This is a genomic window from Parascardovia denticolens DSM 10105 = JCM 12538, assembly GCF_001042675.1.
GTDB classification, from domain to species: domain Bacteria; phylum Actinomycetota; class Actinomycetes; order Actinomycetales; family Bifidobacteriaceae; genus Scardovia; species Scardovia denticolens.
The window spans coordinates 274,106-297,448 of sequence record NZ_AP012333.1; the positions used below are offsets into that span (position 1 = coordinate 274,106).

The window sequence follows — 23,343 nt, forward strand, 5'->3', positions numbered from 1 at the left end:
CGTTGCATTAAACTGGAACCATTACGATTTTAAGGAGGCTTTCCATGGCGCAGGACGCGAAGCAAGGCGATGCCGGGGTTCTGAATCCGGCTGATTCTCAAGGCGCTCGGGATGCGCGAGCGAACGTGGGCCGGTCGCATGGACTCGCCGTGATTTGCATGGTCTGCATGCTGATTCTCACTTATCTGACGCCCAATCGAGGGCCTTTCAACGTCTTCACCGCGGTCGCCGGGGTCTTGGTCACTTTGGCTTTCGCTTACAGCTATCCATTCTCGCGGACTGCGCCCACTCCTGCCATCCCGAAAGCGGCCGCCGTATGGGAGGCAGTGGCCGGCCTGGTCCTGACGATGATTGTCAAATCGGCTTTCGCCTGGCTGGCCCTGATGGGCCTGGTCACCGTCCTCATGATCATCTCGGCTTTCCTGGCCGAGCTCCTGCGTGAGAAGCGCCTCCATCTGATCAGCTCCTTGGGGACCACCCTTTTGGCTGGCGGCGCTGGTCTGGCTGCGGCCGGGTGGGGGGTCTTCCCCTCTCCTCGCGGTCTTGGCCCCCTCTTTTCCGCCCATCCTCTTTTCGCTTGGATCTCCACCATCGTCGCCGTGGTTTTCCTGGTGGCTTTGATGGGCGTAGCGGCTCTTTGGGTCAAGGAGGAAAGCCCTGCAGTGGCGGCCTCATCCGGCTGGGCTGGGGTGGCGATGCTGCCGGTCATGATTTCCGGGGCTTTTCCACTCCTGCTGTCCGTGGCCGCTCTCTTGTGGCTCTGAAACGGGCTTCGGTCTTCTGGTTCCCATCTCCCGGTTTCCTCGCGTCTCAGTCAGCTGAGTTAGCTGAGTCCACTGAACTTATTCCGCTGGAATTGCGGAAAAGAACGCCTCGTGCGCATCATGTCCGCGTGAACTTATTCCGCTGAGATTCCCCTCTTTGCTGAGGTTTCTGATTCCTCAGAACAGCTGATGCTTCCTGATTTCTCCTGTGGACCGCCTCACGACCAGTTCCACCGGGAATTCCTCATGCTGGATTTCGGGCTCGCGTGATTCGATGAGCTGCAACGCCTTCGAGGCGGCTTCCCTCCCCATGGCATAAGGGTCTTGGCGGATGGTGGTCAAGCCGACGTCCTGGGCGAAGGAGCTATCGTCATAGCCCATGATGGACAGATCGTCCGGGATGGAGAGGCCGATGCTTTGCGCCCGGAAGAGGAAGGGGAGGGCTTGGGAATCCTGATGGACGCAAACCGCAGTCGGGGGGTCGTCTTCGCTGAGGATTCCGGTGGTGAGGGCGTCGAAGGCCTCATGAGGGTTTTCGAAGGATTTCACGATTCCCGTGATTCCCGGCTTTTTCGCGCAGGCGTCCTTGAAGGCTTGGATGCGGCCGTAAGAGCTGAATTTGATGGAGGAATGGAAGGTCTGGTATATGTAGAGGATTTTCCTATGGCCTAGGAGGCTGAGATGGCGGATGGCGAGTTTCATCCCCGTCCGGTCACTGGTGTGCACGGTGGCGGAGAAGTTCAGGGTGCTGGGCGAGTTGATTCCGACAAGGGGGACGTGGGCACTGTGTAGGCGGGTGATTTCCTTGGCCGTGGCGGTGAAGGAGGAGATGATGACCGCATCCACATTGTTGCGCACGGGCAGTTCCTCGAAGAAGGCTCTGCGGTCTTCCACGCTGGAGATGGGGTAGAAGACCAGGTCGTATCCTTGGTCCAGGATTACGCTGTTGAGCCCTTCCATGATGTTGGCCGTGAACCATTCGATTTTGTTGCTGCCGACCAAGAGGGCGATGCGTCTCGACTTTCCTGACTTGAGGTTGCCGGCGGTCCGGGAGACGGAGAAATCCAATTCCTCGGCTATGGCCTGGATCTTTCGTCTCGTCGACTCCGAAACCATCTCGGGGCGGGATAAGGCTCGGGAGACCGTGGAAACGGACACCCCGGCCCGGGATGCTACATCGCGGATAGATACTTTTTCCATCAGCAGGAAAGACTCCTCACTGGGTCGTGGCAGGGCCCCTTATCTGTGCCTTCGTCAGCGCTGTTAGGCGGCGTTTTTTTCATTCTACTGCCAAAAAGGTGGGGAAATGACGATTCGCGAGACAAAATGATTGATTCTCATGGAAATTCTGCAACCGTTTTCATTTTTCTTCCATTTTCTATGCAGGCTTGAAAAAGTGTGTTATCATTGAGTTACCCATTTACGAGGAGGTAACTGGTATGAGAATGAAAAGACTGCTTACCGCTGCTTTAGCAACCGTTTGCATAGCTGGTATGGCCGCCTGTGGTTCAGGTCCGCAAGGGGCCACCGACACGAAAGCCAACAAGGGTCTGCCCACCGTGGGCCAGGCCGTCCAGTATAACCCCAATCATCTGGTGAACGGGGGCAAACCCATCACCATCGATTATTGGACGTGGAACGGGACCGGCGACACCGCCCTTCCCAGCTTCAAGGCTTATACGAAGATCCACCCCAATGTGCGCATCGTCCGTCATGATGTGAACTGGGATGACTACTTCACCAAACTGCCCCTGCAGCTGCGCGGGAAGAACGGCCCCGCCCTCTTCGCCGTCCACAATTCCTTCGACAGCGTCCTTTCCCCTTACATGGCCACTTACGACATCCCTCTGAAGAGTCTGGAGGCCGACTACCGCAACGTGGCTCCTCACGCCGTGGATGGCAAGGTCAAGTACATCGACTCCATCATCAACACCGGCATGTGGTACTACAACAAAGACATGTGGAAGGAGGCCGGCCTTAGCGACAAGGACCTTCCCAAGACTTGGGACCAGATGCGCGAAGACGCCAAAAAGCTGACCAAGCGCAACGGTTCCGGCAAACTCACCCGGGCCGGGATCAACTTCAACGGCAGCGGCGAATACAACGCCATGTGGCAGGGTCTGAATTACCAGCAGGGCAAGCTCCTGTTCAAGTCCGACCAGACCACGGTCAACTACGATACGGCTGCCACCAAGGAAGTCCTCAAGACCATCAAGGCCATCTACGAGGACGACAAGTCCGGTTCAGCCAACTTCGGCACCGATGCCCAGAAGAGCTTCGGCAACGGTCAGACCGCCATGGTCTACCAGTGGGGCTCTTTCGCCATCACCCTCAAGAGCAAGTATCCCAAGATCAATTGGGGTGTCTTCGCTCCTCCGCTCTGGAAGGCCGAGACCAAGCCTTTGGCTTACGACCGCTACAACGGCGAATCCACCCCAGGCATCAACAAGAACGCCCGCCCCGAACAGCAGGCCGTCGCCCAAGACATCATGAAGTATCTCCTGGCCTCCGACGACTTCATGAAGAACACCGCCATCAACTTCCAGTCCGTCCCCGCCAAGAAGAGCCTGGATTCCGATAAGCAGATCACCGCCATGCCCTCCTATCAGGCCATCCACCCCGTGGTCGACCGTCTGATCTGGCCCGGACCCGTCCCCTCCACCTTGGAGGACACCTCCAAGCAGGTCTTCGAAAACGTCTTCTACAACAAGAAGTCGATCGATTCGGCGGTCGCTGATGGACAGAAGACCATGCAGAAGGATCTGGATGGGATCTCCCCCAAGTTCACTTCTCTGGAGAAGAACTACGCCTTCTATAAGGAGGCCGCGGTCGATTGACCCCCCGTCTTTCCTGATTGATTCTGACGGCTTGCAGCGAACGTTTTCCCCGCTTGGCGCCTGGGGACCGAAACCCGGAGCCATGGGCTCGGGCACCGGGTGGCCCGGCGGGGAGCGTTTATAAGACCGAAAATATGAAAGCATGAATTATGAGTAACCGAAGAAATAGCTTCGGGGCGGCGGTAAAGCCCTTCTTCAGATGGCTGAGTCTGCGGAACATAGCCATCTTCTTCCTGGTCGCGAACCTGGCCATCTTCACCATCTATCCCATCGGGAAGGCCTTTGCGGGCAGCATGCACCAATGGAACCCCCTGAATGGAACCTACAGCTGGGTCGGGCTCAAGAACTTCCAGGCGATCCTGACCGATGGGCTTTTCTGGAAGTCGATTTGGAACACCTTCTATTTCTCCGCCTTCTCCGTGATTTTCAGGATCGTCATCGGTCTGGGCATCGCCCTGATGCTCTATTCCAAGATGACCAAATACAAGACGGTATTGAGGGGCCTGTTCTACATGCCCACCGTCACCCCTTTGGTGGCCGTCTCCCTGGTTTGGGTCTGGATGTACGACCCCCAGTTCGGCCTCATCAACCGGACCACCCACCTGGACGTCAACTGGCTGCATAGCGCCACCTGGTCCCTGCCGGCCATCATCATCATGACCATCTGGAAGGATTTCGGATACGCGACCGTCCTCTACCTGGCGGCTCTGATGAACGTCCCCAAAGACCTGTACGAGGCCGCCGAAATCGACGGGGCCAACAGCAGCCAGATCTTCTGGCGCATCACTTTGCCCATGATCCGGCCGACGACCATCTTCGTCCTCATCACTTCCATCATCACCTACATGCAGGCTTACGTCCAATTCCTCATGATGACCGAGGGCGGACCGGGCACGTCCACGTACACGATCAGCTATCTCATCTACGACACCGCCTTCGTCAAATACAACTTCGGCGAGGCGTCGGCCATGAGCATCGTCCTCTTCGTCATCACCGGCATCCTCACCTTGATCATGTTCAAGGTGACAGGGGAAAGCGACGAACGATGAAAATCAAACAGATCCTTTTCAACATCGTCCTCTGGCTGCTGGCCCTGATCACCATCATCCCCTTCGTGTGGATGCTGATTTCCTCCTTCGCGCCCAACAGCGCCATCGTCAGCGTGACCGGGGGCTTCTTCCCCAAACCCAGCACCGTCCAGAACTACATCAACATCCAGCAGAAATTCAACTTCCTGCAGCTGTTCGCCAACTCGCTCTTCATCAGCGTGGTCAAGACGGTCATCGTCCTTTACACCAGCGCCCTCTTGGGCTACGTCTTCGCCAAGATGCGATTCCGCGGGAGGAACCTGCTTTTCGGGATCGTCCTGGCGACCATGATGATCCCCTGGGCCGTGACCATCATCCCCCAGTATGAGATGATGACCAACTTCGGTCTGACAGATTCCTACTGGGCCTTGATCCTGCCCGCGATGATCAACGCTTTCGGCGTCTTCCAGCTGAGGCAAGGCATGAGCAGCGTCTCCGACGAAATCGTGGAGGCCGCCCGGGTGGATGGGGCCAGCGAATTCCGCATCTTCCACCAGATCATGATCCCCTTGTGCCGCAACAGCATCTCCGCCTTGGGCATCTTCGTTTTCCTGTGGAACTGGGAAGACTACCTGTGGCCTTTCCTCATGATCACCGACGAGAACAAGATGCTCCTGTCCGTGGGGCTCAAGGCTTTCGATGGGCAGTTCGGGACGGATTACGGCGGGCTTTTCGCGGCGACTTCGCTGGCGATCATCCCCGTTTTGCTGGTCTATCTGATTTTCCAGAAGCAGTTCATCGCCGGCATCGCTTCGGGCAGCACCAAGGGATAGGACTGGGGCCGCTGATATGTGAGGTACTGACCCGTGGGTATGCCGCGGGGGAGAGACGGCGCGGCGAGCGCTTTCATCGCCCGCTGCCCTGCCCCCGCTCCCCGGCCTCCGCCTTTCAGCCTTGCGTTCTTTCGTCCTTTTAATTTTTGGTTTTGGTTTTAGTTTTTAGTTTTTTCAGCCCCCTTTGCGGGTTTCCTGGATTCGAGGCGTCGACATGGACATCAATAAGACCATGGATTTCAACAGCGGTACGGGCGAAAGCCAATACGGCCGGATGGGGGAGAGGCTGGATCAAAAGCAGTTCCGGCGTTTCATCGATCAAGCCCGTCCCCGGATGCTCCCGGAGAACGTCGTTCAAGGGGACCGCTGGCGAATCGGGGTCCTTACCCCCTCCCTCCTGCGTCTGGAATGGTCGGACTCGGGCGAATTCGAAGATGGGATCTCCCAGATGGTCGTCAACCGCCAGTTCGGCGGGCAAGTGGACTTCCATGTCACGCGGGCTGCCGGGGGGGACGTCGTCATCGACACCGAAGCCTTGCATCTGGTCTATGACGGGAAGAAGTTCAGCAAAGAAGGCCTGAGCGTGGTGGTGAAAGGCGTGCCCGGGTCGCAGTTCAACACTTGGCATTTCGGGGACGCCGGCAAGGGGAACCTCAAAGGGACGGCCCGGACCTTGGATGAGGCGGACGGGGCCATCCCTCTGGATGACGGGGTCCTTTCCCGCGATGGCTGGGCGGTCATCGACGATTCAGCCAGCGGCATCATCGGCTTGGCATCCCCGGCTTCCGGAGGAGATGACTTCCATGGGGAGCAGGGGGAACACGAGCGAGGGGAGCTTGAGCAAGACGAGCATGGGCAAGATGAGTATGGTCAAGGGCAATTCGGACCGGGGATTGAGGTCAACCCGCGCTCGCATCAGGAGATCGACCTGTATTTCTTCGGCTACGGGCTGCGGTTCGTCGAAGCCGTGCAGGGCTTTTATGGTTTGACGGGGGCTGCCCCCCTGCTGCCGCGTTTCGCCTTGGGGAATTGGTGGTCCCGCTTTTATCCCTACTCCCAAGCCAGCTATGGGGCTTTGATGGACCGGTTCGCCAAGGCTGGGATCCCCTTCAGCGTGGCTGTGATCGACATGGATTGGCATCGGGTGGACGTGCCCGCCCGGTTCGGGTCAGGTTGGACGGGCTATTCCTGGAACCGGCGGCTTTTCCCCGATCCGCAAGGGTTCCTGTCCGGCTTGCATGACCGGGGGCTGCGGACGACCTTGAACGTGCATCCCCGGGATGGGGTGCGCGCCTTCGAGGATTGCTACCCGGCCATGGCCCGGACGATGGGGGTGGGTCCTTCGGCCGAGTCCCCGATTGAGTTCGATTTGACCGATCCCCGTTTCGTGGACGCTTATTTCGCCATGCATCACGGTTTTGAGGATGAAGGCGTTGACTTTTGGTGGGTGGATTGGCAGCAGGGAGGCGTTTCCCGGCGGCGGGGAGTGGATCCCCTGTGGCTCCTGAACCATTTGCATTACGTGGATTCGGGTCGGGGAGGCCGCTGGCCTTTGACCTTCTCCCGGTATGCGGGCCCGGGGTCGCACCGGTACCCGGTCGGCTTTTCCGGGGACACGGTCATTTCGTGGGATTCCTTGCGTTTCCAGCCTTACTTCACGGCGACGGCTTCGAACATCGGCTACGGATGGTGGAGTCATGACATAGGCGGGCACATGTTGGGTGCTCGCGACGACGAGTTGGAGGTCCGCTGGTATCAGTGGGGGGTCTTCAGCCCGGTGAACCGTTTGCATTCGTCCGCCTCGGCTTTCAGCGGAAAGGAGCCGTGGAACTTTCCCGGGGATGCCCAGCAGGTGATGATTGATTTCCTGCGCCTGCGGCATCGGATGGTCCCTTACCTGTATTCGATGGATTATCGGGCGCATGAGCAGGGGCTTCCTTTGGTGGAGCCGGTCTATTGGTGGTTCCCACAGGTGGCTGACGCCTACCTGTGCCAGAACGAGTACTTTTTCGGAGATCGTTTGCTGGTCTCTCCGATTGTGGAGAAGGCTGACGCTTCTTCTTTGATGGGAGGGGCCGATGTATGGCTGCCGCGAGGGATCTGGTTCGACGTTTTCACTGGCCGCCGGTATTTGGCGGCCTGCGACCGGTCGGGAGAGGGCTTGTCTACGGGGGCGGCCGGCCGACGGGTGCGGGTGCACCGTCCTTTGGGACTGATGCCGGTGTTCGCCCGGGCCGGGGCCGTGGTTCCCCTGCAGGATCTGACGGAATCGGGTTCGGCCTCAACGGTCAACGACCTGTCGAATCCGCAGCGGATGACCGTGATGGTTTTCCCGGGGGCCGATGGGGACTTCCTCCTGCGGGAGGATTCCGGACGATTGGGCTCCGACGGACGGCCAAGCGGGCGGATGACGACCACGATTTCCGCGGTCTGGGATGATGGACCAGGGCACAGGAGGAAGGTCGTCATCGGTCCTGCTATCCGTCGAGATGGGGATGACCAAGATAAGGCTGAGGACGGCGATCAGGATGACGGCCGGATCCAGGCGATCCCGCAGGCCCGGACCTGGACCGTGACTTGGCGCGGGGTCGGCCGCTTGGATGAAAACGAGGTGACGGCGACGGTCGGCGGCCGTCCGGTTGACGGCCTCCAAGTCTCCTATGACGAAGACAAACTGAGTCTGACCGTCACCCTCCCGGCCTGTCCGACGAGCGGAGAAGTCGTCCTGATCTTCCCCAGCGATTTGGACGTCGCTCCCGACCCCTATCTGGTCGACTGCCAGGAGATCCTGGCCCGGGCCCAAATGCCTTATCTGACCAAGGATCTGGCTTGGTCGATGGTCCAAGAGGTCGGGGCCGCCGCTTTGAGCGGTCTGCGTACCCTCAATTTCACGGGTGGGGTCCCTGGGGAGAAGGAAATCAGCCAAGAAGAGAGCAAATTCGCATCCTCTCTGCCCGAATCGGTCTTGGCCGCCTTGGAGGAGGTCCTGCTGCGCTGAATTCCTGAGCTCCACGTCCATCGGCCTCGGTCGGTCGAAAATGGCTTCATTGGTCTGGTCCAGCGTCTGCCTGAGCCTTGCATTCGCTCAGGCGAGCCGGAGGATTCCGCCATGTGAAAAGGCGGTGGCGCCTGACGCTGGGGAGGGCGGATATAATCGCTATACTTATTCCTATATTCCGTCCCATCGGGCGGTTTTCCGTCGAAAAAACGTCGAAGGACCAGCATCCATGTATGTGAACCCAGACAGGAACCGAGAAGCCGGCAATCTACGCTGGATTCTGCCTTACTGCAAGCCTGATTGGCCTCGGGTGGCGGGGTCGGTCCTCCTTTTCTGCGTCAATGATACGACCGCCCTCATCATCCCCCTCCTGTCCGGGGCCATCGTGGACCAGGTAATCACCGGAGGCAAGCGGGGGCTGCTGGTCCCCCTCTGCCTGCTCATGATCGGTCTGACGGTCATCCGCGTCTTCTCCCGCTACGGTTATCAGATGTGGATGGAGCGTTTCGGCCAGAACACCATCTTCCGCCTGGTCAGCGATGAGTACGAAAAGCTGCACGAGCTGGATTTCACCTACTTCAACCACACCCGCAACGGGGACATCATGAGCCGCATGACCTCGGACACGGACGCCATCCGCCACGGCCTGGCTTGGGCCAGCTACCAGATCCTGGATTGCGTCGTCATGTTCGTGGGGGCCCTGGCGGTCATGTTCGCCATCGACTGGCGCTTGGCTCTGGCCCTGGCCGCCGTCACCCCGCCCCTGTTGATGCTGACCCGGGCCTTGGCCTCCCACGCCCATCCCTTGTATTTCGCCATCCGCAACTCCTTGGCCGACCTCAATTCCCGGGTCGAAGAGAACATCGAAGGCAACCGGGTGGTCAAGGCTTTCGTGCGTGAGGATTACGAGACCCAGGTCTTCGACAAGCACAACGATGACTACATGCAGAAGAACATGGCTTTGGCCTATAACAGCCGCAAATACATGCCTTGGCTGGATGGTCTGGGCTTCGGACTGGAACTGGTCACTTTGGGGCTGGGAGGCTGGCTGGTCATCCGTGGGGAGATGACTTTGGGAGACCTGGTCGTTTTCAACAGCTTTCTATGGATGATTGAATGGCCGGTGCGCAGGTCCGGCTGGCTGGTCAACGATTGGCAGCGTTTCAATGCCTCCTGCATCAAGATTCGCAAACTTTTGACGGCCCGCTCTCGGATTGTGGATTCGGCGGTTACTCCCTCCTCGGCGGTTTCGGCTGAACCCCTTATGAGAGGGGAAGTCCAATTCGATCATGTCTCCTTCGCCTTCCCGGATGAGCCGGAAGCCCCTGTCTTATCCGACCTCAATTTCACCCTTCCCGCTGGCTCCAAGCTGGGAATCCTGGGCGAGACCGGTTCAGGCAAATCCACTTTGGTCAATCTGATCGCCCGTTTTTATGACCCCGCCGAGGGCCGAGTGCTCATAGACGGGAAAGACGTCCGCGATTGGCCCCTCAAGACCTTGCGTAGCAAAGTGAGCATCGTCGCCCAAGACACTTTCCTTTTTTCGGACACGATCGGCAACAACATCGGTTTCGGGGCCGGCCTGATGATTGAGGGGCCGGCGTCCACGTCCATGTCCGCCCCGGTTTCCGCCCCGACGTCCGCAGGGGACTCCCAGCAAAACCCCCGGTCTCAGGCTGCCGGCGAATTCATCCGCCGCATGGCCCAGATAGCCGGAGCGGATAATTTCATCGAATCCATGCCTGAAGGCTATGACACCGTGGTTGGGGAGAGAGGGGTCGGCCTGTCCGGCGGGCAGAAGCAAAGGCTGAGCCTGGCCCGGTCCCTGGCCGACAACCCTTCCATCCTCATCATGGACGACACCACCTCGGCCGTGGATATGGAGACCGAATCGCGCATCCAGGAATCCCTGCGAAAGCTGGAAGGAAGCCGGACCATCGTGACCATAGCCCACCGCATCTCCTCCATCAAGGATGCGGATCTGATCTTGGTCCTGGAACATGGCTCAATCGTCGAGCGGGGGAGCCACGAGCAGCTGGTCGCCCTCCACGGCCGCTATTGGGAGATCTACCGGAGGCAGTTGGGGCTGCAAGCCGGGAATTCCCAAGGATTCGAACGAGAGGAGGACCGCTGATGGCTCAGCCGAACACCTTCCGCGAAGACGAGGAACTGGAAGAGAAGATCAACTTCCGGGACCTGGCTCGGGTCGGCCACTACCTCAAACCTTACCTGAAGCAGATCGCGGTCATCATCCTGGCCGTGATCGCCATGTCCTGCGTCCTGGTGGTCGAGCCTTACCTGATCAAAGTGGTCATCGACAGCGCCATACCCCAGAAAAACCTGACCCTCCTCATCCAGCTGGTCGTCCTCCTCGCCACCCTCATCGTTCTGTACGAAGTGGGGCTGGCCTACCGGACTGTCGCCATCACCCGGGTCGGTCAGCTCATGCTTAAAGACATGCGGCGGGACATCTTCACCCACATCCAGACCCTGCCTTTCGACTACTTCGACTCCCGCCCTCATGGGAAGATCCTCACCCGCGTGGTCAACTACGTCAACACGCTGTCTGACACCCTCTCCTCCGGCCTTATTTCGGTCATCGCCGACCTTTTCACCTTCGCGGTCACCCTGATCGTCATGTTCGTCATCGACTGGCGGCTGACCCTCTGGAGCCTGGCCCTCTTCCCCCTCATGGTCCTTTTCGTCTGGATCCTGCAGAAGTGTCAGAAGAAGGCCTTCCAGAAGCTGTCCAACAAACAGTCGAACCTGAACGCTTACATCCACGAATCCATCGCCGGGGTGAAGACCACGCAGACCTTCGCCCAGGAAAAGGCCAAATACCGGACTTTCCAAGGGCAGCTGTCCGATGTGCGGGGCTCCTACATGAAGGCCGTCCACCTGGAGTTCCTCATGTGGCCGGGCGTGGCCATCATCTCCACCAGCGCCATCGCCCTCATCTATTACCTGGGGATCACGGCCCTGGGAGGGGTGCATGTGACCACGGGCGTGCTCATCGCCTTCGTCGGTTACGCCAATGATTTCTGGAGCCCGGTCATCAACATCGGGGACTTCTACAACCAGCTGATCACCTGCTCGGCTTATCTGGAGCGGATCTTCGAGACCATGGACATCGTCCCGTCCATCACCAACAAGCCCGGGGCCGTGGATCTGCCGCCGATCCAGGGGCGGGTGGATTTCAACGACGTCGTCTTCCGCTACGAGAACGGTGGGCGAAACATCCTCAACCTAGTGGATCTCCACGTCTCCCCGGGGAAGACCATCGCTTTGGTGGGGCCGACCGGGGCCGGCAAGACCACCATCATCAGTCTCCTGTCCCGCTTTTATGACGTGGCCGAAGGGTCGGTCTGCATCGACGGGCATGACGTGCGCGACGTGACCCTCCAGTCTTTGCGGCGGCAGATGGGAGTCATGCTGCAGGACACTTTCGTCTTTTCCGGGACGGTCAGGGAGAACATCCGCTATGGGCGGCTGGACGCGACCGACGAGGAGATCTCGGCGGCCGCGAAAGCCGTTCACGCCCACGACTTCATCATGAGCCTGCCCGATGGCTACGACACCGTCATCCAGGAGCGGGGGGCCACTCTGTCCGCCGGGCAGAGGCAGCTGATCGCCTTCGCCCGGGTGCTTCTGGCCGACCCGCGGATCCTCATCTTGGACGAGGCCACCTCCAACATCGACACCCGCACGGAGGAGGCCCTGCAGGCGGGTCTGGCCCATCTACTGGTCGGTCGGACCTCCTTCATCATCGCCCATCGGCTGTCCACCATCGAGAACGCGGATGAGATCTTTTACATCGACCATGGGCAGGTCGTGGAGCATGGATCCCATGCCGAACTCCTGGCCAGTCGCGGGGCTTACTACCGTCTTTATGAGTCGCAGTACACCATGATTCGCGCCGATTCCGGGGTTTTCGCCGACGGGGATGAGGCATAGGCTGGTTTGTTTTTTTTTGGGGGGGGGGCTTTTTGCGGGCTCTGGGGTTTTGGTGGACTTTGAAGGAGAGAGAGGGCTTGGGGGCTTGAGGAAGCTTCGTGGCGAATGACGCTCACGAGGTGAAACCCGAAGTTCGAAATTCGAGACTTGAAATTCAATGCTCGAAGTGTAATGAGAAATTAGAAACTCAAAACTCAAAATTCAAAACGAAATTCGAAGCGAGGCTCAAGGTAAAGCTCACAGTGAAGAGCAAAGTCAAGTCCAAAGTGAGATTCATGGCGTAACTTCTGCGCTATGAATTCTGCACCATGAACCTTGCACGGTGAACTCTGCTTCATGTACTCCGGTCGGAATATTTGCGCCGCAAAGTTCATGACGTGAGATTTGCGGCAAAAGCGTTCGGATCCATCCAGCGAATAAGGTAATCTCAAGTTAGCGACTGTGAATATCGAAATAGAATATTCTCAAGAAGAGTTCGAAAAATATAGTCGAAAAAGTAACTAGTTCAATCGGAGCGTGGGCTTCCCGAGACTCACGCCCGAATAGAGGAGGAGTCTTCATGACTTTTGAGAACCCTGGGTATCCTGGCAAACCAATGGATCCCGCGAATCCCAGCAATCCCGTGAATCCTGTCAATCCGACCAACCCTGTCAATCCTGCTTATTCCGCGGATTCCGCCGGGTCTGTCAATCCTATTGATCCTGCAGGATCCACCAACCTTGCTGGGGCCGCCGCTGGATCCGACCAAGCCCAAACCCATAATTTCGGCGACCCTGCAAGCATGACGTCCCCATCGTCTTGGCGGCCGGGATCCATCAATCCCGCTTCGGCATCTGGCCCGTCGTCGGATATGGCCCAGAATGCCAATGCTAATACCAACGCCAATACTTATGCGCCGTACTCTGGGTATGCATCGAACCCTGGGTATTCGCGAGCTGCCGGGTCCGCTCAGCAGAACGCTGGATATGCAACGAATAACGGATATGCGCCTGTGAACGGAAATCCTTCGAATGGATATGCGTCAGCTAATGGTTATGCCCCAGCGAATGGATATACGCAAGGCGCAGGGTATGCGGCCAATGCCGCTTATTCCCCCGCTCCTGCCTCTCCTGCCCCCGGTTACGCCGGGGGATACGGTTATGGGCCTTATGCGCCGGCGGCTCCTCTTTCCATCCCAGCGGACCTGGCGCCCCTGCCTGGATGCAGCCTGGGTGAAGCCGTTCAGCGCTTCTTCACCCGCTACGCCCTTTTCAAGGGGGCCGCTTCGCGCAGTGAATACTGGTTCATGGTCCTCTTCAACGTCCTCGTCGAGACGGCGGCCGTTGTTTTGGCCGCGCTCTTCGGCGGCGGTCAGGACAATTCCAATAACCCCATGGCGATTTTCTTCGGATTCGTTCTGGTGGTTTATACGCTGGTCGCCATTATCCCCGGTATCGCGCTGACAGTTCGTCGTCTGCATGACGCGGGTTATGCCGGACCATGGATTTTCATCGGGCTTGTGCCGGTCGCCGGCCCCATTATCCTGATCGTTCTGTTGGTCTCCGATTCCAACCCGGTCAAGTGGAACCCAGTCTGGTTCATGCGCTAGTCGCTAGTCCGGTTTGCCTTTTCTCGCCCTCCCCTCTGGGAGGGCTTATTTGATTCAGGCTTGATTGCAGCCGAGTGAACCTTGTTAACTTTACTAGTGAACCTTGTTAGCTCATTAAAAGGTCCGATTGCTTGGGTCGCCTCAGATTTGCCGTCCTGCGGAGGGGGAGTAGGGAGAGAAGGAGGGAAGGATGAAAGTCACACACGCATGGGAAATATGACGGGTGTCGTTACGCGCCATCGGATGGTGCTTATAATTTGCGACCGGTGATCTATGGTCGGCCTAACGAATGAAGGCAGGATGTCATAAGCAGATGACTGGTGTTTCGTGAAGGAAATGAGCCGATTTTTATAAGAAAATCTAAGAAAAATGAATAAGAAATCAGAAGGCCCCACCTGACGGCGGGGCCTTCCTTTATGTCCTCATTCAATTATGAGCGCGGAGGATACGAGATTCGAACTCGTGAGGGCTTGCACCCAACACGCTTTCCAAGCGTGCGCCATAGACCACTAGGCGAATCCTCCATTGCGAAAGCAACCCCTAAAATATAACACATTGCCAAGAATAATGGTTTCCGGTGTGTCTGCCGGCGATCCCTCCCTTCGCCTTCCCTTTGTCTCTCTTCGTATCTTTCCTTTCTGTCTTTCTCTATTTCTCCTCCTCGTTGCTCCTATCCTTTACCCTTCGTGTACTAAGTCAAAGTAGAATGAAAGACTCCGCCTTCCAAGCCCCTCGTTTTTTGAACTTTGAGTTAATACACAGCCGGCGGTAAAGCAACGCCAAAGTGAGGTCGGAGTAATTCCGAAATGATGCTAGAGCAACGTCCGACGAGGTCGAAGTGCAAGCCGAAGTAAGATCAGAATCAAGCCGAAGTATGGCCGGAACCAAGAAGTGAGGAAGCGAGATCAAAACATGGCTTCAACAACGGCTTGGAAACCCAATTAATCCAAAGGAATCCCGTTTTTCTTCCAACGCCGGCCATCGGCGAGGTCCTTGAGCTCCAAGGGCTCATCTCGGAGGATGACTCGCCTGCCGCCCTTGTCGGACAAGGCCTGAGCGATGCTGGTCATCAAACGTTGACAGAGGTAAGTGGATTCGATGTTCTCCTTCTCGGCCACGAAAATCGTCCAACCGTCCGCAGTCAAGGCGTTCGCGCGGTCCCAGTCCTCAGCCTGCTGCTGGTGATGGTGGCGTCCGTTGTACTCCACGCCGATCCGTGCCTGCGGATAAGCCATGTCGAGGAGGTATCGGCCGCACTCCTCATCCAGACTGAAATTGACGTGAGGCAGGGGGAGCCCGTACTGAAGCATCCGTAGGCGTAAGAGTGTTTCCTGAGGGGAGTCGGTGTCTTCTTGAATCAGGCGGAGGGCCCGCCGGCACTGAGGAAGCCCCCGGAACGAGTCGCATTCGTGGAGGTAACGGTTCAGCCGGGCCTTACTCGTGCGCTTGAGAAAGGGATTTCGGCAGGTCAGACTGTCGCCCAGCAGAACCAGGTCCTCGAGTTTGAGGGTGCGGGAGAGCTGCGCGAACGTGGCTTCGGGCGAAGCGCAGGGAACGGTGAAAATGCGGGCTTGCGATGACTCGAGCGAGGTGTTGCCGAGCACATGGCAGACGAATGGCTTTCTGTGGATTCGGTCTTTCCGCCGTCCCACGGTGATGTGGATTTTCCGACTGCGGCGAAACAGTGTCACCCCCATCAGGCTGGCCGCGGTTTCATGGCTCACGATGAGGTCGCAGCGCTTCGCTGGCAATTCCTCCTCGGCCATTTGAAGCTGTTTCCACGTGTCCACTTGGCGGCGGGCGGCCTGGGAGAGCATGATCTGCCGGCTGGGGATGTTGGGCGGTAATTCGTACATATGTCGAGCATATGCGGGGTCGGCGGGGCGAAGGAAATTTTAGAGGGAATGTGGTCAAATGTGCGTTTTTCGGGAAGTTTTCCCCATTTATCGCTCGCCGGCTGTGGATTAACCCAAAGTTCAAAAAATGAGGGGCTTAAAAGGCGGGGTCTTCCATTCTACATTGATTTAGTCCACAGACGGCTGCGTACCGCACTGGCTTAGCCCGCCGGTGACCGCGTTTTACATCGACTTTGCCCGCCGGTGACCGCGCAGCGCCCCCGGTCTCCGGGTTTCCCTACAGCGCTTGAGCTAGAATGAAGGCGTTCCTTTCGTTCGAACAAGTCATTCGAATGATCCGAATTCGTTCGAGGAAGTAGAAAAGTGCAAGGCACAAAGCGCAAAGCAGAAAGGCGAATCATGGCAGAAGAGTCACCGATCGATGCCGACATCGTTATCGTGGGAGCAGGCCTCTTTGGCTTGACCATTGCCCAGCAGGTCGTGGAGCATACGGGCAAGCGGGTGCGCATCATCGACGTGCGGGACCACATTGGCGGCAACGCTTACTCCTACTTCGACGAGCGCACCGGGGCGGAGATCCACAAGTACGGCGCTCACCTTTTCCACACCAGCAACGAGCGGGTGTGGAAGTACGTGAACCGCTTCACTTCCTTCACGAATTACGTCCATCGCGTGTACACCACGCATAATGGCGAGGTCTTCCCCTTGCCGGTCAACTTGGGCACCATCAACCAGTTCTTCCGCGCCGCTTACACCCCGGCCGAGGCGAAGGATCTGGTGGAGAAGCAGGCCGGCGAATACGCGGACATCGAGCCCAAGGATCTGGACGAGCAGGGCAAGAAGCTGATCGGCCAGCCTTTGTATGAGGCCTTTATTCGCAATTACACGGCCAAGCAGTGGCAGACCGACCCCAGCGAGCTGCCGGCTTCCATCATCCGCCGCCTGCCCGTGCGTTTCAACTACAACAATCGTTATTTCAAGGACACTTGGGAGGGCCTGCCGACCGACGGCTACACCGCCTGGTTCGAGAAGATGATCGACGACCCGCGCATCACGGTCAGCTTGAACGTGGACTTCTTCGACGAGTCCCAGCCTTACAACAAGAAGGCTTTGGTGGGCAAGGTCCCGGTCATTTACACGGGCCCGGTGGACCGCTACTTCGATTACGAGCTGGGTGAGCTCAAGTGGCGCACGGTCGATTTTAAGGAGAAGCGTTACGCCGAGGACGACCATTTCGGCTGCGCGGTCATGAATTACGCCGATTCTGACGTACCCTACACCCGCGCCATCGAGTACAAGAATTTCAACCCCGAGCGCTACGACAAGCAGAGCCATGAAGAGACGGTGGTCTGGGAGGAGTACTCCCGCTTCGCCAATCGCGGGGACGAGCCTTACTACCCGATCAACACGGATGAGGACCGCCAGCTTTACGCCGATTACAAGGCTAAGGCGGCCCAGGAGCCGCAGGTCGTTTTCGGCGGTCGCTTGGGCACTTACGCCTACTATGACATGCATCAAGTGATCAATTCCGCTTTGATCGCTTATGAAGAGGAAGTGGCTCCTTTGCTTGCCGATTAATTCTGACGACCTTTTCATCGATTCATTCTGGTGAGGGTTTGTCCTACGAAGAGGCCTGCATTCCAGGCCTCTTTTTTACTTCTTTATTTCTCATTCCGTGATTGATTTTCTCGTGTTTTGCGCGTTCTGCTTCTTCCGGTGTGGACTAAGTCGAAGTTGAATGAATGACCCCGCCTTTTAAGCCACAAATTTTTCGAACATTGAGTTAGTCCACAGCAGGAGTCTTCTAGGGCTTCGAAGTTTCCTCGAGAACCCAGAGTATGACCGGATCTGGGCTCTTGGAGACCGTATCAGTCGGATGAAAGATGGAAATTTTAATGGGGAAAAGCGTGTATTTTGGATTAGGGAAGGGGACGAGGGTGTCCAGCAGTGATTTAGGAGTGGGCCTAGAATAGAATAAATGAAATAGTGTGAAAGGCTTGCTTTTGCTGGCAAGGCAGGCGGTTACGATGGCAGAAATCACAATCAGAATGGAGTATACATATATGAAGGCGGCGGTTTTTGTCGACCACGGAAGGATCGACACTGGTGACAACGCCCCCATGCCGCATACAGACAATCCGCAGGATATGGCCATCAAAGCAAGCGGTTTGGCTCTGACTTTCACGGTTAGGCCGCCGGCCACAATGCTGTTGGTTTTGATCTCCGCTCCCGTTGTCGCCATTCCCGCCTATATGATTGAGGCGAAGACCATGTCTTCGATTTTGAGGAGTTAGATCGATGGCAGGCAGGCAAGGGGATAGTGGGGTCTTCGACTTCACGAACCCGGAGGCGCGGCCGCTGCGGGTGCCAGTGTCTCTGCCGGACCTGGAGTCCGACCAGCCCCGTTACCGGAAGATCCTGGTGACCGGGGGAGTGGGTTTCATCGGTTCGAATTTCGTCCGCTATACGGCAAGGCGTTATCCCCAGGTGAGGATCACGGTTCTGGACGCCCTGACTTACGCCGGGAATCTGGCGAATCTGGAAGGGCTTTTGCCTTCTGGTCGGAATGCTTCCGAGCGAGACGGTTGCGCTCAGGACGATTCCGGGCATGATACCTCCGATCAAGATGCTTCCTGCCTGACCTTCGTCCACGGGGACATCCGCGACCGGGAGCTCTTGGAGAACTTGGTCCCCGGCCATGAGGCCATCGTCCACTTCGCCGCCGAGTCCCATAACGACCGGGCCATAGCCGACCCCGAACCTTTCATCTCCACCAACGTGGTCGGCACTTACCGTCTTCTGGAGGCGGCCAGGGTCAACAAGATCCGCTTCCACCACATTTCCACGGATGAGGTCTACGGGGACCTGCCTTTGGACTCGCGCGAGAAGTTCTCCGAGGTCAGCCCCTACCGTCCTTCTAGTCCATATTCCGCATCCAAGGCGGCTTCCGACCAGCTGGTCATGGCCTGGCAGAGGACTTATGGGCTGGAAGCGACCATTTCCAACTGTTCCAATAATTATGGTCCTTACCAGCATGTGGAAAAATTCATCCCCAGGCAGATCACCAGCATTCTGGAAGGCATCCCTTTGCAGATTTATGGGGATGGCTCGGCCGTCCGCGACTGGATTTCGGTGGAGGACCAGTGCTCGGCCATCTGGGCCATACTCAACCGGGGCCGAAGTGGCCAGACTTATGTGATTTCCGCGGATGGGGAGCGGTCGAACCTGCGGATCATGGATATGATCCAAGCTCTGATGGGGGACCATACCCCACGTGTGTCCGTGCCTGACCGTCCGGGGGCCGACCGCCGTTACGCCCTGGATTCGACGAAAATCAGGACCGAGCTGGGCTGGCGGCCGCGGCACGCCGATTTGGAAGCCGGCTTGAAGACCACCATCGCTTGGTATGAATCCCATCGAAGCTGGTGGAAAGCCCAGAAGGAAGAGACCGAACGGGCCTACGCGGCCCAGTTTGAAGCCCGCCGGAAGCAGGAGAAACGATGACCGTATCGACAGCCTCAACCGGTTCCGCCCGTGGCCGGTCCGTCGCGAGGGGAGGCCGCCTCCTGACTCACCTCCTGCTGATAGGGGTTATCATCGCCCTGGTATGGGAGGGAAGCGCTGTCCTGAACCGGAACCGCGAAATCCACGCCGCCCAGGAGAACCAGACCAAGCTCTTCCAAGAGTATGACTTCGACCCCGGCTATATCATCTCCGACCGGTCCTTCTTCGACTCCGACGCCTTGACCAGCTCCCAGATCCAGCGCTTCTTCGATAAGGTCAACAGCGGCTGCTCCGGCGACTTCTGCCTGAAATCCTATAAATTCAAGACCGACAAGGTGGGCGCCGACGGTCTTTGCAAGGGTTTCTCGGGCGGACAGGATCAGACGGCGGCCGCCATCATCGATGGGTCAGCCCGGTCCTGCGGGATCAGTCAGAAGGTCCTGCTGGTCATGTTGCAGAAAGAGCAGGGGCTGGTCACGGCCAAGTCGGTCGACCGGACCCAGGTCAATTCGGCCATGGGCCTGTCCTGTCCGGACAACGGCCCTTGTGACCAGGATTATCTCGGTTTCTTCAAACAGGTCTATGGGGCGGCGAAGAGGTTCAAATACTACCAGGCCCACGCTTCGAGGTACCCTTACAAACCGGCCTCTTTGGCCGAGGTGCGTTATAATCCGGCCCCGTCCTGCGGGAGCTCCCGGGTTTACATCCGTAATCAGGCGACGGCGCTTTTGTATACTTATACCCCTTATCAGCCCAATGAGGCGGCTTTGAAGGCCGGGGATGGGCAGGGGGACTCCTGCTCGACGTATGGGAACCGGAATTTCGCCTTCTATTACCGCTACTGGTTTGGCAGCCCCTTCCTGTAGGCCTTGCAGGCCTTCTTCGGATTTCGCGGGTTGGCGGGTTGATGGGTTGATGGGTTGATGGGTTGGCGAATCGGTTGCGGCCTTCGAGCCCGGTCGAGTTCTGCCGCTATAGTGGGTGAGTCGCCGTGGTGGACTACGCCTTGTCGGATCATCGCATCCGCAGGAGGCCTCCGGCGCGCGTAAACACATCTTCTGTCGCGGAAAGTCCGTGGCCTATAGTCCGAAGGAGGTGGGTGATGTCTGCGCATAAATACGAACTCATGCTGATCGCTGATCCAGAATTGGATGACCGCGCTCTGAAGAAGTTGGTGGATCAGTATCTGGAAACCGTCACCAATGAGAAGGGCACTGTGGACGACATCGATATCTGGGGTCGCCGCAAGCTCGCTTATGAGATCGATGGCAAGAACGAAGGCTCCTACGCCGTGGTCAACTACACGGCTGAGCCCGCGACCAGCGACGAGCTGGACCGTCTGCTGAACCTCAACGAATCCATCATCCGTACGAAGATTCTTCGTAAGGACGTCAAGTAAATCTTCCTCATCTTCATTCTTTTCCCGGGACTGCCGGGAATCAGCCCGTTTCAAAGATCAAGAACAATAGAGGCATAACATGGCTGGAGAAACACCGATTACCTTGGTTGGCAACCTTACCGCCGACCCAGAGCTTCGTACCACGGGCAACGGCGTACGCGTGGTGAATTTCACCATCGCTTCCACCCCCCGGACCTATAACCGCAACAGCGGCCAGTGGGAAGACGGGGAAGCCCTTTTCCTCCGCTGCTCCTGCTGGGATTCCCAGTACAGCACCATGGCCTCGAACATCGCCGAATCCCTGTCGAAAGGGATGCGGGTGATCGCCCAAGGCAATTTGGTCCAGCGCTCCTACCAGACGCAGAACGGTGAGAACCGTACCGTCTTCGAAGTGCGCGTGAACGAAATCGGTCCGGCTTTGAGCCGTAACACCGCTTCCGTCCAGCGGAACCCGAGTTCCGGCGGCAACGGTGGTTATTCCGGTGGCAACCGGGGTGGCTATCAAGGTGGGGCTTCCCAGGCCGGCGGCGCTTCATCCTCCCGTCAAGGTGGGGCTTCCGTCCCTCGCGGCGGCAATGGCGGTGGCTTCGCCGCTCAAGGGACCGACCCCTGGGCCAATTCCGGCGGATCCTTTGACTCCGGCGCCGCTTTTGGCGGCAACGGCGATTTCGGTTCCGACGACGAATTCGGCGATCCCGAGTTCTGATCGGACCGATCAGTCCGGCTGGACCGATTGAATAAATCGAATCGATTGAATCGATTGAATTAATCGGGCCAAGCGGAAACGTCGCCATCGGCGAGCTGATCGAAAAAGACAAGAATCAAGATAAGAATTCAAGCGAAAATCAGTCTATTTTTTTACAAGGAGTGTGCATATGTCACGCAAAAGGCCACAGCCTCCAGTAAAGCCTTTTAAGAAGAAGCCGAATCCGTTGAAGACGGCCAAGGTCACCGAGATCGATTACAAGGACGTGGCTTTGCTGCGCAAGTTCATCTCCGACCGCGGCAAGATCCGTTCCCGCCGCATCACCGGCGTCTCCGTGCAGGAGCAGCGCAAGATCGCCCGCGCCATCAAGAACGCCCGCGAAATGGCCCTGCTGCCTTACAGCACCACCGGCCGTCCTTCCCGCAACTCCAAGTCTTCCAAGTAGGTGATCGCATGGCTAAGAACGTGAAAGTTATTCTTCGCAAGGAAGTCCGCAACCTCGGCATGCCGGGAGACACCGTGGAAGTGAAGGCCGGTTACGCTCGCAACTTCCTCATCCCCCAGGGCGAGGCTTTCGCCTGGTCCGAGAAGGCCGGCAAGCAGATCGAGCAGATGCAGCGCGCCCGTCGCGCCCAGGCTCTGGCCAACCGTGAGGATGCCGTCGCCGCCAAGGCCGCCATCGAAGGCAAGGTCGTTGAGATCTCCGCCAAGGTGTCCGAGTCCGGCAAGCTCTTCGGTGGCGTCAGCGCCGAGAAGATCGCCCAGGCACTGGCCGCTTCCGTGGTCGAAGCCGGTTCCGTGGAAGCCCGCAGCATCACTGTGGAGAACATCAAGACCACAGGCGAATATCCCGTTACCGTGAAGCTGCATCCGGAGATTTCCGCCAACTTCACCGTCAAGGTGGTCGCCGAGTAGTCCGGGTCGTCTCCCGGGGAAGGGAACTGGGCTCTTAAGGTTTCTTAAGGTTTAAGTTCCCAAGTCCCTATGTTCCCCGGAAGAGACGGGTTCGGCTTCATCGCCATCCGGTATCAATCACCGTTGCTTAAGCAGGGTCGGGGCCTGAGGCTCCGGCTCTTTTCTTTTTCATTTCCCTCTCCGGATTTTCCCTTTCATTTCCCTTTCTTTCCCCCTCTTTTCCCTTGATTTTCCGCCGTCTTTCAGGCCCTTCTAGGGTCCCCATGCTTAAATGGGGCTTATGAAAAGACTGATCGAGCAAATAATCAAATTCGGGATTGTAGGCGTCATCGCCTTCCTCATCGATTTCGGCCTCTTGAACCTTCTGGTTCATTTCGGCATGAACGCGGTGGTGGCCGGAACCATTTCCTTCACCATCTCCCTGATTTTCAATTATCTGGCCTCCATGCGGTACGTCTTCGTCCATCGGCCTGATATGGCCCAGTGGATGGAGATCCTGATTTTCGTGGTCTCGTCGGTCATCGGTCTGGGAATCAATGACTGGATCATCTGGATCGGGACCGGGCGTATGCTCCCGGCCGGCACCCAGACCAGCGACCCGACCAAATACCAAATTTATACCATTGGGTCCAAGCTGGTGGCCACCGTCGTGGTCATGGTCTGGAACTTCCTCATCAGGAAATGGCTTTTGGACGCCCCCAAGCCGGGCACGCCCATCAAGGAGAATTCGGTGGCCCACAAGATAGGGATCTGGTCTTTGAACCATGGGCCGCAATCATCGGTCGACAGGCGGGCCGCGGCCCCGGAAGCCCCGGCCAATCAAGCCGATGGACAAGCGTCAGGACAAATGTCCGGGCAGGCTGCCGGCGAAGTTGTCAACGAAACTATCGGCGAAACCGCCGGCGAAGTTGTCGGCAAGACTGCCGGCGAAGTTGTCGATCACGAAGAAGGAAAGCGGCCG

The 23,343-nt window shown here is 57.8% G+C and carries 18 protein-coding genes, 1 tRNA gene and 1 pseudogene; 17 read left to right on the forward strand and 3 right to left on the reverse strand.

The window, feature by feature from the left end; genetic code table 11:
• Positions 1–44 precede the first annotated feature (44 nt).
• A complete protein-coding gene (locus PSDT_RS01180) occupies positions 45–764 on the forward strand; it encodes a hypothetical protein (protein WP_006289575.1) in 720 nt (239 codons plus the stop codon).
• Between the two features lie 177 nt (positions 765–941).
• On the opposite strand, the gene PSDT_RS01185 is transcribed toward PSDT_RS01180, so the two are convergent.
• Complete coding sequence (locus PSDT_RS01185; RefSeq protein WP_006289577.1) at positions 942–1,964, reverse strand: LacI family DNA-binding transcriptional regulator; 1,023 nt, start codon at positions 1,962–1,964, stop codon at positions 942–944.
• 239 nt (positions 1,965–2,203) lie between these two features.
• Between PSDT_RS01185 and PSDT_RS01190 the strand changes: the two genes are divergently transcribed.
• From PSDT_RS01190 to PSDT_RS08000, 7 genes are all read left to right on the forward strand, one after another.
• Positions 2,204–3,601 carry an ABC transporter substrate-binding protein gene (locus tag PSDT_RS01190; protein ID WP_048349425.1) on the forward strand — a complete coding sequence of 466 codons (1,398 nt, stop codon included), beginning with the start codon at positions 2,204–2,206 and terminating at the stop codon, positions 3,599–3,601.
• A gap of 149 nt (positions 3,602–3,750) precedes the next feature.
• The gene (locus PSDT_RS01195) at positions 3,751–4,650 is read left to right on the forward strand and encodes a carbohydrate ABC transporter permease (RefSeq protein ID WP_006289579.1); all 900 of its coding nucleotides are present in this window, start codon (positions 3,751–3,753) and stop codon (positions 4,648–4,650) included.
• Positions 4,647–5,462, forward strand: coding sequence for a carbohydrate ABC transporter permease (locus PSDT_RS01200; protein ID WP_006289580.1), 816 nt, complete (start codon positions 4,647–4,649; stop codon positions 5,460–5,462). Before PSDT_RS01195 ends, PSDT_RS01200 begins: the two co-directional genes overlap by 4 nt.
• 274 nt (positions 5,463–5,736) lie before the next feature.
• Positions 5,737–8,460 (forward strand): TIM-barrel domain-containing protein, encoded by a 2,724-nt coding sequence (locus tag PSDT_RS01205; protein ID WP_397224878.1) that lies wholly within the window; start codon positions 5,737–5,739, stop codon positions 8,458–8,460.
• A gap of 229 nt (positions 8,461–8,689) precedes the next feature.
• A complete protein-coding gene (locus PSDT_RS01210) occupies positions 8,690–10,594 on the forward strand; it encodes an ABC transporter ATP-binding protein (RefSeq protein WP_006289582.1) in 1,905 nt (634 codons plus the stop codon).
• Entirely contained in the window at positions 10,594–12,414 is a 1,821-nt protein-coding gene (locus PSDT_RS01215) for an ABC transporter ATP-binding protein (protein WP_006289583.1), read from the forward strand. Before PSDT_RS01210 ends, PSDT_RS01215 begins: the two co-directional genes overlap by 1 nt.
• Positions 12,415–12,973: 559 nt before the next feature.
• Complete coding sequence (locus tag PSDT_RS08000) at positions 12,974–14,002, forward strand: DUF805 domain-containing protein (protein WP_006290708.1); 1,029 nt, start codon at positions 12,974–12,976, stop codon at positions 14,000–14,002.
• 439 nt (positions 14,003–14,441) lie between these two features.
• Here the strand turns inward: PSDT_RS08000 and PSDT_RS01230 are convergent.
• Together PSDT_RS01230 and PSDT_RS01235 are read right to left on the reverse strand one after the other, a co-directional pair.
• Positions 14,442–14,526 (reverse strand) — tRNA-Ser (locus PSDT_RS01230).
• A 417-nt stretch (positions 14,527–14,943) separates the two neighbouring features.
• Positions 14,944–15,858 carry a DUF559 domain-containing protein gene (locus PSDT_RS01235; RefSeq protein WP_006289585.1) on the reverse strand — a complete coding sequence of 305 codons (915 nt, stop codon included), beginning with the start codon at positions 15,856–15,858 and terminating at the stop codon, positions 14,944–14,946.
• Between the two features lie 399 nt (positions 15,859–16,257).
• Here PSDT_RS01235 and glf point away from each other — a divergent pair, with 399 nt between their 5' ends.
• The 9 genes and pseudogenes from glf to PSDT_RS01280 form a co-directional block, all read left to right on the forward strand.
• Positions 16,258–17,436 (forward strand): UDP-galactopyranose mutase, encoded by a 1,179-nt coding sequence (gene glf, locus PSDT_RS01240; protein ID WP_006289586.1) that lies wholly within the window; start codon positions 16,258–16,260, stop codon positions 17,434–17,436.
• Positions 17,437–17,885: 449 nt separating this feature from the next.
• Entirely contained in the window at positions 17,886–18,152 is a 267-nt protein-coding gene (locus tag PSDT_RS01245; protein WP_223293596.1) for an ABC transporter, read from the forward strand.
• Between the two features lie 4 nt (positions 18,153–18,156).
• Entirely contained in the window at positions 18,157–19,362 is a 1,206-nt protein-coding gene (gene rfbB / locus PSDT_RS01250; protein WP_006289588.1) for a dTDP-glucose 4,6-dehydratase, read from the forward strand.
• On the forward strand, positions 19,359–20,228 hold the full coding sequence (locus PSDT_RS01255; RefSeq protein ID WP_006289589.1) for a hypothetical protein: 870 nt from the start codon (positions 19,359–19,361) through the stop codon (positions 20,226–20,228). The genes rfbB and PSDT_RS01255 overlap by 4 nt, the downstream gene beginning before the upstream one ends.
• Positions 20,229–20,464: 236 nt before the next feature.
• On the forward strand, positions 20,465–20,761 hold the full coding sequence (rpsF, locus tag PSDT_RS01260; RefSeq protein WP_006289590.1) for a 30S ribosomal protein S6: 297 nt from the start codon (positions 20,465–20,467) through the stop codon (positions 20,759–20,761).
• A 79-nt stretch (positions 20,762–20,840) separates the two neighbouring features.
• The gene (locus PSDT_RS01265) at positions 20,841–21,467 is read left to right on the forward strand and encodes a single-stranded DNA-binding protein (RefSeq protein WP_006289591.1); all 627 of its coding nucleotides are present in this window, start codon (positions 20,841–20,843) and stop codon (positions 21,465–21,467) included.
• A gap of 169 nt (positions 21,468–21,636) precedes the next feature.
• On the forward strand, positions 21,637–21,912 hold the full coding sequence (gene rpsR / locus PSDT_RS01270) for a 30S ribosomal protein S18 (RefSeq protein WP_006289592.1): 276 nt from the start codon (positions 21,637–21,639) through the stop codon (positions 21,910–21,912).
• 8 nt (positions 21,913–21,920) lie between these two features.
• A complete protein-coding gene (rplI, locus tag PSDT_RS01275) occupies positions 21,921–22,382 on the forward strand; it encodes a 50S ribosomal protein L9 (protein ID WP_006290706.1) in 462 nt (153 codons plus the stop codon).
• 280 nt (positions 22,383–22,662) lie between these two features.
• Positions 22,663–23,157 (forward strand): annotated as a pseudogene (locus tag PSDT_RS01280) (GtrA family protein); the annotation flags it as partial.
• Positions 23,158–23,343: the final 186 nt, after the last annotated feature.

Bases quoted from the DNA above. Each gene is read 5' to 3' on its own strand.
- PSDT_RS01200 (WP_006289580.1), top strand. From the start codon at position 4,647: ATGAAAATCAAACAGATCCTTTTCAACATCGTCCTCTGGCTGCTGGCC.
- PSDT_RS01215 (WP_006289583.1), top strand. From the start codon at position 10,594: ATGGCTCAGCCGAACACCTTCCGCGAAGACGAGGAACTGGAAGAGAAG.
- PSDT_RS08000 (WP_006290708.1), top strand. From the start codon at position 12,974: ATGACTTTTGAGAACCCTGGGTATCCTGGCAAACCAATGGATCCCGCG.
- PSDT_RS01265 (WP_006289591.1), top strand. From the start codon at position 20,841: ATGGCTGGAGAAACACCGATTACCTTGGTTGGCAACCTTACCGCCGAC.
- PSDT_RS01235 (WP_006289585.1), bottom strand. From the start codon at position 15,858: ATGTACGAATTACCGCCCAACATCCCCAGCCGGCAGATCATGCTCTCC.
- PSDT_RS01190 (WP_048349425.1), top strand. From the start codon at position 2,204: ATGAGAATGAAAAGACTGCTTACCGCTGCTTTAGCAACCGTTTGCATA.
- rfbB (WP_006289588.1), top strand. From the start codon at position 18,157: ATGGCAGGCAGGCAAGGGGATAGTGGGGTCTTCGACTTCACGAACCCG.
- PSDT_RS01205 (WP_397224878.1), top strand. From the start codon at position 5,737: ATGGGGGAGAGGCTGGATCAAAAGCAGTTCCGGCGTTTCATCGATCAA.
- glf (WP_006289586.1), top strand. From the start codon at position 16,258: ATGGCAGAAGAGTCACCGATCGATGCCGACATCGTTATCGTGGGAGCA.
- PSDT_RS01245 (WP_223293596.1), top strand. From the start codon at position 17,886: ATGGCAGAAATCACAATCAGAATGGAGTATACATATATGAAGGCGGCG.
- PSDT_RS01210 (WP_006289582.1), top strand. From the start codon at position 8,690: ATGTATGTGAACCCAGACAGGAACCGAGAAGCCGGCAATCTACGCTGG.
- rpsR (WP_006289592.1), top strand. From the start codon at position 21,637: ATGTCACGCAAAAGGCCACAGCCTCCAGTAAAGCCTTTTAAGAAGAAG.
- PSDT_RS01255 (WP_006289589.1), top strand. From the start codon at position 19,359: ATGACCGTATCGACAGCCTCAACCGGTTCCGCCCGTGGCCGGTCCGTC.
- rplI (WP_006290706.1), top strand. From the start codon at position 21,921: ATGGCTAAGAACGTGAAAGTTATTCTTCGCAAGGAAGTCCGCAACCTC.
- PSDT_RS01180 (WP_006289575.1), top strand. From the start codon at position 45: ATGGCGCAGGACGCGAAGCAAGGCGATGCCGGGGTTCTGAATCCGGCT.
- rpsF (WP_006289590.1), top strand. From the start codon at position 20,465: ATGTCTGCGCATAAATACGAACTCATGCTGATCGCTGATCCAGAATTG.
- PSDT_RS01195 (WP_006289579.1), top strand. From the start codon at position 3,751: ATGAGTAACCGAAGAAATAGCTTCGGGGCGGCGGTAAAGCCCTTCTTC.
- PSDT_RS01185 (WP_006289577.1), bottom strand. From the start codon at position 1,964: ATGGAAAAAGTATCTATCCGCGATGTAGCATCCCGGGCCGGGGTGTCC.